This is a genomic window from Endozoicomonas sp. ONNA2 (assembly GCF_024606365.1).
Lineage (GTDB): Bacteria > Pseudomonadota > Gammaproteobacteria > Pseudomonadales > Endozoicomonadaceae > Endozoicomonas.
The window spans coordinates 1-8,960 of the sequence record NZ_JAHHPO010001215.1 but is presented as its reverse complement, the minus strand read 5'-3'; the positions used below and the strand labels follow the sequence as shown (position 1 = coordinate 8,960).

The window sequence follows — 8,960 nt, the reverse complement described above, 5'->3', positions numbered from 1 at the left end:
GCTTGTAGCCCTTGGAAATCAAGGGTCAATATGGTTTCAACGAATAGTTACGAAAGATCAGTACAGGGGGAAGATTAGTATAGAGTGCAGCGCAGGTCTAATTGAGAAAGTTCTTCCAATCCACCCAATCCACCTTGTATCCCGTTGATTGGATGAATGTTTTTTTGAAGGCAGAATGCTGGCCAGAATCAATTCTTAAGCCGGATTAGCTGCCTTGTACTCTTTGCGACGCTGATGAAGCACAGGCTCGGTATAGCCATTAGGCTGCTCACAGCCTTTGAATACCAGATCACAGGCTGCAGCAAAGGCAATACTCCTGGCAAAGTCTGGTGCCATAGCTCGATACGCTACATCACCAGCATTCTGTCGGTCTACGATCACAGCCATTCGCTTCAAGGTTGCCATCACCTGGTCTTCTGAACAAACACCATGACGCAGCCAGTTGGCAATGTGCTGACTGGAGATTCGCAGCGTGGCACGGTCTTCCATCAGACCAATGTCGTTGATATCCGGGACCTTGGAACAGCCAACACCCTGGTCAATCCAGCGCACCACATAGCCAAGAATTCCCTGGGCGTTATTGTCCAGCTCTTTCTGGATCTGCTCGGGAGAGAGCTTGCCCGGATCCTTCATCACCGGAATCTGAAGAATATCGTCAATACTGGCTTGCTGTCGGCTGGCCAGCGCCTTCTGCCGGGCCAGAACATTCACCCGGTGATAATGAACGGCATGAAGTGTCGCACCATTGGGAGAAGGCACCCAGGCGGTGTTGGCCCCGGACAGGGGGTGGGCAATCTTCTGCTCCATCATTTTTGCCATCTCATCCGGCATCGCCCACATGCCTTTACCAATCTGGGCTTTGCCGGGCAGACCAGTATGAAGACCCATATCAACATTGCGATCTTCATAGGCCTGAATCCAGACAGACTGTTTCATCTCCCCTTTTGGAATGACCGGACCGGCTTCCATGCTGGTATGGATTTCATCCCCGGTTCGGTCCAGGAAACCGGTATTGATAAAGACAATGCGATCTCTGGCCTCGCGGATGCATGCCTTCAGGTTTATGGAGGTTCTGCGCTCTTCATCCATAATACCGACCTTCAGGGTATTGGCTGGCAGATCAAGCGCCGCTTCGATACGGGAAAACAGTTTGCAGGTAAAGGCCACTTCTTCAGGCCCCTGCATCTTGGGCTTGACGATATAAATGCTGCCTTCCCGGGAGTTCTGCTGGCTGCCCGTCTTTTTCTTCAGATCGTGAATGGCGATCAGGGCGGTGAACATACCGTCCATAATGCCCTCCGGAATCTCATTACCCCGGGCATCAAGAATGGCATCATTGGTCATCAGGTGGCCGACATTTCGGACAAACATCAGGCTTCTGCCGGGCAAGACCAGTTCATTGCCGTCTGGTGTCGTGTACATCCGGTCAGAACTCAGCTTTCGGGTCAGCGGCTTGCCACCTTTAACGAAAGTATCTTCCAGGTCACCTTTCATCAGCCCAAGCCAGTTGCGATACACCAGGGCCTTGTCTTCTGCATCCACTGCTGCCACGGAATCTTCACAGTCCATAATGGTGGTAATGGCAGCCTCAACGATCAGATCCTGAACATTGGCAGCATCATCCCTGCCGATAACGCCTTCAGAATCAAATTGAACATCAATGTGCAATTCATTGTTTTTCAACAGAATTGAATCCGGCTTATCAGGGGCTCCGGTATAACCACAAAACTTTTCCGGCTCTTTCAGAGAGGTGATTGAGCCATCCTCCAGTGAAATGGCCAGACTGTTTTCCAGCACCTGATAGCGAACGGCGTCTTTATGGCTGCCAGAAGTCAATGGTGCCGCTGTATCCAGCAACTCACGACCAAAGGCAATCACTTTCCTGCCACGAACCGGATTATATCCTTTCCCCTTCTCTGCCCCCTCACTTTCCGCAATAGCATCCGTTCCATAAAGCGCATCATAAAGGCTACCCCAGCGGGCATTGGCTGCGTTCAAGGCAAAACGGGCATTCATCACGGGGACTACCAGCTGGGGCCCTGCCTGACGTGCTATTTCACTGTCGACCTTGCTGGTGGCGATCACAAAGTCATCGACTTCAGGCAGGAGATAACCGGTTTCCTCAAGGAAAGACCGGTACTCAGGCTTATTGTCTTCGCTATACCGGTTTTGCCGGTGCCATGCATCGATCTTCTGCTGAAGTTCATCCCGTCGGGCCAGAAGCGCCTGGTTTTCAGGGGCAAGGTCATTAACCAGCGCTTCCAGGGACAACCAGAACTTCTCTGGCTCCACACCGGTTCCCGGGGCAATATCATTCACCAGTAAATCATGGAGTAGCCGCGCAACTTGCAGGCCACCTTTCTGGATGCGTTCAGTCATTTCAACCTCACTTCCCGATCATTATTATGCAACTGACGTATACATTATGCCTGGGTACAAGCACAACAATTCCACCCGTCATGTTATCGAAGCCAGGTGGCATTTCCAATTAACGCCCGGAATGACGATTATTTATCCTGTGAATAGTGACTGTTACAGCGAAAAATGACCGGGAATAATCAAATTATGAGTGCCCGGGTTCGAGACTTCTGTCTCGCCAATCAATGCCATGAAGGACTCAAGCTCTTTATCAAGATTTGAATGAACGGCAAACATACGAATTCCCCAAATTTTGTAAGAGTCTGTTAAATCCTGCGGGCAAAAACAAATGTGCAAAACCGGGAGTCGTGTCAGGATTCATATTTGTGTAGGGATAAAAGAAAGCCCTTTTCTTGATAGTCACCTTTCCGCCACGGATTTAATAATCTGTCTCAGCCACTGGTGGGCAGAGTCATGATGCAGCAGGGGACTCCAGGCCATGGATAGATCAAAGGATGGAATGTCAAACGGGGGCCTGACGACAGCGAGCCTGGCACTGAAGCGTTCAATATCCGCAAGCCGACTGGGCAGTGTAGCGATCAGATCATGCTGGGCAGATAATAGCATTGCCACCTGGTAATGACGGGTAAAAACACTGATTTTGCGTTTTTTGCCAACAGAGGCCAGCGCTTCATCCACCCAGCCCAGTCGCTGTACATCCTCAGGATTAACCCCCACGCCAATACCCATTCCGGTTTTGCTGGCCCAGATATGCCGGGATTGAAGATAGGTGTCCAGGGTGAAATTTTTCAGTATCGGGTTTTCTTTACTCATCACACAGGAAAAATCGTCCTGCCAGATCCGGGATTGGTAAAACGACTGAGGCAGACTGTCAAAACGGTTAATGGCCATATCGACCCAACCTTGCTCCACATCGTGAAAGCTCACATCACTGGGCGTCAGGACATCCAGTGTCACATTCGGAGCCAATGAGCGAAGCGGCTTCAACACCAGAGGGATCAGGGTTGATTCAGCATAATCTGAAGCCATGATCCGAAATACCCGCTGGCTGGTTTCAGGATCAAACTTCTCTTTTGGCTGAATGGTTTTCTCCATGGCCAGTAATGCTTCACGAATCCGTGGCTGGAGTTCAAGTGCACGCTCTGTTGGCGTCATTCCTTCGCTGGTCCGGATCAACAAAGGATCATTAAACAACTCCCGCAGTCTGCGCAGCCCATTGCTCATGGCAGGCTGAGTAATTCCCAACTGTTCAGCGGCACGGGTTACGTTGCGCTCCCTGAGCAGAACATCCAGGTAAACCATCAAATTCAGATCAACGCGTGCAATATTCATTCTATAAATACCGGAGATAACTCTTATAAATTACCAGAATCTTTCTCCGGTGTTTAGGATGTGCGGCGTAAATCAAACATTTGTTTGAATTTAACCGGTCGCATAACTACACCTCGCTGTTCGGGGGAGGAAAATAACATGGCTCGCTATAACCGCTCTGAAGAAATTGCCCGCATTGAAAAGGACTGGGCAGAGAACCCGCGCTGGAAAAATGTCAAAAGAACCTACAGTGCAGATGACGTCGTTCGTCTGAGAGGTTCTGTGAAAATCGAAAACACCATTGCCAGACAGGGGGCCGAGAAACTCTGGAACCTGGTGTATGGCAACCAGTCCAAAAAAGGTTATGTCAACTGTCTCGGTGCTCTCACAGGCGGTCAGGCAGTACAACAGGTTAAAGCAGGCATTGAAGCGATCTACCTTTCCGGCTGGCAGGTTGCGGCAGATAATAATACCGCTAGCACCATGTACCCGGACCAGTCTCTGTACCCGGTTGACTCTGTGCCGGCAGTGGTCAAGCGCATCAACAACAGTTTCCGCCGTGCCGACCAGATTCAGTGGAAAGCCGGTAAGCAAGCGGGTGATGAAGGTTATGTTGACATGTTTGCCCCGATTGTTGCGGATGCAGAGGCAGGCTTTGGTGGCGTACTGAACGCCTATGAGTTGATGAAAGGCATGATTGAGGCCGGTGCTGCCGGGGCGCACTTTGAAGACCAGCTGGCTTCTGTTAAAAAGTGTGGCCACATGGGTGGCAAGGTACTGGTTCCCACTCAGGAAGCTGTGCAGAAGTTGATTGCAGCCCGGCTGGCTGCTGACGTGGCTGATGTACCCACCATTGTTCTGGCCCGTACCGATGCAAACGCTGCGGACCTGATTACCTCTGATTGCGACCCTTACGATGCCCCATTCCTTTCGGGCGAAAGAACGCCTGAAGGTTTCTTCCGGACCAAAGCCGGTATTGATCAGGCCATTGCCCGTGGTCTTGCCTATGCGCCATACGCGGATCTGCTGTGGTGTGAAACCGCTACGCCAGACCTGGAAGAAGCACGCCAGTTTGCCGAAGCGATCAAGACTGAGTACCCGGATCAGCTGCTGGCCTATAACTGCTCACCATCGTTCAACTGGAAGAAAAATCTGGACGATGAAACCATTGCCAAATTCCAGCAGGAACTGAGCGATATGGGCTACAAGTACCAGTTCATTACCCTCGCGGGCATTCACAACATGTGGCACAACATGTTTGAACTGGCTTATAACTACGCACAGGGTGAAGGCATGAAGCATTATGTCGAGATGGTTCAGGAGCCGGAGTTCGGTGCTGCCGAGAAAGGCTACACCTTTGTTGCCCACCAACAGGAAGTGGGTACCGGTTATTTTGATGATATGACAACGGTTATCCAGGGTGGTCAGTCTTCAGTCACGGCATTAACCGGGTCTACGGAAGAAGAGCAGTTCTAATTGATTGAAGTTTGAGCCCCTGATTGTTGATGGGGCTCATTTTTAAGTATGGAAAACAGCTCTGGCCAGTTCGGGATCCACCATTCCCAGCGCCTCTTCAAACATGGAAGCCGCCACATTCAGTGATGGCCTTCGCGCATTCTGCATTGTCAGCGTATCAAGGAGTGACCAGGCTCTTTCTGGCCCCTTTGGTTTACTGAAGATAACATTACGCTCGGCACTGAAAAAAGTACCCCTGTGTGTAAGCCTTTCTGTGAGCCTTTTCAATTGATAATCATAGAGACCGTCCACAACCTTATCATACTGCTTTACTAATTTATCAAAGGTGGTAAGAGGACCCGATTTTTGATGCTTCAGGACTTCCGTCTTTTTTGTGTGATGTGCTGCGTCATGAATATTACTGCTTACCCCTGAAGGTATATTGGTGAAAGCATTCTTTTTTAATAAACGTCGAAGCATAACGCGATCATCAACTGTAGTGTGTTGGGAGGTCAAAAAAGAATCAACGCCTGTAATTATTTGCGCAGTCCGCTGCACAGCATATTTTTTGCCTGGTTGTTCAAAAGCACAAATTTCACCAATCCCTGAGGAGCGAACCAATCGTTCCTTTAGAAATTTCCTGAGTACTTGTACATCCCTGGAGTTTGTCTGTGTAGATCTTATAAAGGTATTTACATCATTTAGAATGTTAACAGCACGGTTCTTTGCCAAGTCAGAGCTGAATTTCTTGTCCAGATCTGTCTCTGCTTTTGAGCGGGTAACTTTATCGCCAAATGTATTCAGATATTCAACCCTGGCCGCTTGGCAGGCAGCTATCCCGGGAATCGTTGGGAACATTCAGGCAAACCTCTGTATGAGTTATTGTGACTATGTGCCATTGGACTGATTTTTTATAAAAAAGTTCAATTCATATAGTACTTCAGTGCACGAGAGAATATTTCCCAATCAAATGATGGCTGTTACTTTGTACAGCTCGGCCGCGACTCTTTAAGTCTTTCGAGTTCACGGTATAACCTGTCTGTGTGGAACTTTTCGAACTTCATGGCCAATTTTGACTATCTTATAAGCTCAAAGACAGCATCCGGGCCAGGTTGCTTTCATTAAGAGAAATAGATATCAAGTGTATGTCAGCATTACCCAATGTAAACAAACTTCCTGATTGCCTGAGGTTAAACCACGCCTTTCAACAAATCAGAAACAATGTGCGCACAACGCCTCTGATCAAATCAGACGCCCTGAGCGAGCTGATTCGTGGAGAGGTTCTTGTCAAAGCCGAGTCTCTGCAAATTACCGGAGCATTTAAGTTTCGGGGCGCATTTTACCGCCTGTTAAATTTAACAAAAAACGAGAAAAAACAAGGAGTTATAGCTTACTCTTCTGGCAATTTTGCAGCAGGCTTGTCAGCGGCCGGACAACTTCTGGGTATACCGGTCAGACTGGTTATGCCACATGACGCCCCCCAATCAAAAATAAATAATGCCAGGCGTTATGGTGCAGAGGTCGTTCTCTGCCAATGTAATGAACCGTCAAGGGAGGAAGCTGCCAGTGATATGGCCAGTAAACTGGCCCATGATCATGGCGCGGTTCTGCTACACCCTTTCGATGACCACGAGATCATCATTGGCCAGGCATCGGTAGCAATGGAGCTTCAGGAACAGCTGGCGATAACCGGGAAAGCCTGTGATCATATTCTCTGTCCCGTGGGTGGTGGCAGTCTGGTGGCAGGATCAAGCCTGGTGTTCGGTAGCAACACCCAGGTATGGGCCGTTGAAGTCGATGGTTACCAGGGGATGGGCATTTCTCTTGAAAACGGCAGGCGCTCCCGGGCCAAAGGTCATATCTTGTGTGACTGTGATGCTTTACTGGCCCTTGAGCCCGGCATTGCCAATCTGGACATCGTACTGCAAACCGGTGTCAAAGGCCTGACCGTCAATGCTCAAGCAGCCCATGAGGCCATCAGGCTCAGTTTTCAGGAGATGAACCTGGTGTTAGAGCCCAGCGGTGCCGTGGCCATTGCCGCGATCATGGAAAACCCGGCACTGTTTAAACATAAAACCATCGTCGCCATTGGCAGCGGAGGTAATGTTGACCCGGATAAGTACGCTGCCATATTAAGCGCTGTCTGAGTATGCAATTGACCGGATGAACGTCAGGCAAGAGAGAATGACGGGAGGCATATCTACTGGTTACCTGCCCTCCCCAGCCAGTGGGAAGGACAAGCAAGATAATGTCACCAAAAAGAACTCAGGAATTAATCGATCACATGCACCGAAGCCGTATTGGTAGTACCTGACTCAACCAGGGCACCGGAAACCATCACAACCAGATCACCAGACTGAACAAAGTTGTGCTTTACCCCCAGCTCTTTGCCCAGCTTGTAGAATGCATCGGTGTTTTCCTGCAGCGGCACCAGGCTGGTTGTCACCCCTTTGCTCAGGCTGAGCTGGTTAGCGGTCTTCTCGGAAGAGGTCAGCGCCAAAATCTGCGCTTTAGGGAAGAACTTGCGCAGTGAACGTGCTGACTTGCCCTGCTCAGTGGCAACGATAATCAGCTTGGCCGCCAGGATATCCGCCGTTTTGACCGCACCACGGCAAACCGCTTGAGTGATGCTGCGATAATTGTCGATCTCCGCATCAAACTCTTCCACACGCAGTTCCATGTTGCCATCTGTGCTGTTACAGATGGTTGCCATTACCGCAACGGATTCTGCCGGGTACTTACCTTTGGCACTCTCACCGGAGAGCATAACGGCGTCGGTGCCGTCCAGAATAGCGTTTGCTACATCACCGGCTTCAGCACGGGTTGGACGGGGGTTCTTGATCATGGAATCCAGCATCTGGGTAGCCGTGATCACAGGCTTTCGGGCATGATTACACTTTTTGATCATCATCTTCTGGGCAAAGATCACCTGATCAACCGGGATTTCTACCCCCAGGTCACCACGGGCCACCATAATGGCATCAGAAACGGCCAGTATATCGTCGAAGTTATCAACGCCTTCCTGATTCTCGATCTTGGCAATGATCTGGATTTCCTGGCCACCATTGGCATCAAGCAGCGCACGAATCTCTTCAACATCACTGGCTTTTCGGATAAATGAGGCCGCAACAAAGTCAACGCCCTGATCACAACCAAAGACCAGATCAGCCTTATCTTTTTCCGACAGGGCGGGCAGGTTAACCTTAACCCCGGGCAGATTTACACCCTTGTTTTCACCCAGTTCACCATTGTTCTTGACTTTACAGACAATTTCCTGAGCCTTGACTTCTTTTACCGTCAGTTCAATCAGACCATCATCCAGCAGAACAGTGTTGCCCGGCTTCAGGTCAGCCGTAAGTCCAGCATAGGTAACCGCTACGCAGGTGCTGTCACCAACAACAGAAGTGTCGGTAGTCAGGGTAAATTCTTGCCCGGCAGTCAGCATGACATCATCGCCATTGTGAAGTTTGACCGTCCGGATCTCCGGGCCTTTGGTGTCCAGAAGAATGGCAATACGCTTGCCGGTCTCAGCCATGACTTCTCGCAGACGGGCAATACGGATACCATGCTCGTCAAAATCACCATGGGAGAAATTCAGTCGCATCACATTCATGCCCTTGTCCACCAGTTTGGTCAGCATTTCATGGGATTCAGACTTTGGGCCGATGGTACAGACGATCTTGGTCTTTCTCACTGGGGTTTTCTCCGTCAGAGGAACCCGGGAGGCTGTCCGAGAATGTCGCCCGTAGCGAGGATGGCAGAAAATCAAGGATAAAAATTCGGTTTTGACAGGTGAATAGCGGAGCTATTTGCCG

At 49.9% G+C, this 8,960-nt stretch carries 7 protein-coding genes; 2 read left to right on the top strand and 5 right to left on the bottom strand.

The features are described 5' to 3' along the window. Positions 1 to 195: 195 nt before the first annotated feature. The 3 genes from KDK14_RS21350 to KDK14_RS21340 all read right to left on the bottom strand — a co-directional run bounded on the left by KDK14_RS21350 (position 196) and on the right by KDK14_RS21340 (position 3,711). The gene (locus KDK14_RS21350; protein ID WP_257267290.1) at positions 196 to 2,379 is read right to left on the bottom strand and encodes a malate synthase G; all 2,184 of its coding nucleotides are present in this window, start codon (positions 2,377 to 2,379) and stop codon (positions 196 to 198) included. A gap of 153 nt (positions 2,380 to 2,532) precedes the next feature. Then, entirely contained in the window at positions 2,533 to 2,655 is a 123-nt protein-coding gene (locus tag KDK14_RS21345) for a hypothetical protein (RefSeq protein WP_257267288.1), read from the bottom strand. Positions 2,656 to 2,778: 123 nt separating this feature from the next. After that, a complete protein-coding gene (locus tag KDK14_RS21340) occupies positions 2,779 to 3,711 on the bottom strand; it encodes a LysR family transcriptional regulator (protein WP_257267287.1) in 933 nt (310 codons plus the stop codon). A 138-nt stretch (positions 3,712 to 3,849) separates the two neighbouring features. Between KDK14_RS21340 and aceA the strand changes: the two genes are divergently transcribed. Then, on the top strand, positions 3,850 to 5,166 hold the full coding sequence (gene aceA / locus KDK14_RS21335; protein ID WP_257267286.1) for an isocitrate lyase: 1,317 nt from the start codon (positions 3,850 to 3,852) through the stop codon (positions 5,164 to 5,166). A 42-nt stretch (positions 5,167 to 5,208) separates the two neighbouring features. Here the strand turns inward: aceA and KDK14_RS21330 are convergent, their stop codons facing one another. After that, on the bottom strand, positions 5,209 to 5,877 hold the full coding sequence (locus KDK14_RS21330; RefSeq protein WP_257267285.1) for a hypothetical protein: 669 nt from the start codon (positions 5,875 to 5,877) through the stop codon (positions 5,209 to 5,211). A 413-nt stretch (positions 5,878 to 6,290) separates the two neighbouring features. Here KDK14_RS21330 and KDK14_RS21325 point away from each other — a divergent pair, with 413 nt between their 5' ends. After that, a complete protein-coding gene (locus tag KDK14_RS21325; protein ID WP_257267283.1) occupies positions 6,291 to 7,292 on the top strand; it encodes a threonine/serine dehydratase in 1,002 nt (333 codons plus the stop codon). A gap of 125 nt (positions 7,293 to 7,417) precedes the next feature. Here the strand turns inward: KDK14_RS21325 and pykF are convergent, their stop codons facing one another. Continuing rightward, positions 7,418 to 8,839 carry a pyruvate kinase PykF gene (gene pykF, locus KDK14_RS21320; RefSeq protein ID WP_257267282.1) on the bottom strand — a complete coding sequence of 474 codons (1,422 nt, stop codon included), beginning with the start codon at positions 8,837 to 8,839 and terminating at the stop codon, positions 7,418 to 7,420. Between the last annotated feature and the right edge of the window lie 121 nt (positions 8,840 to 8,960).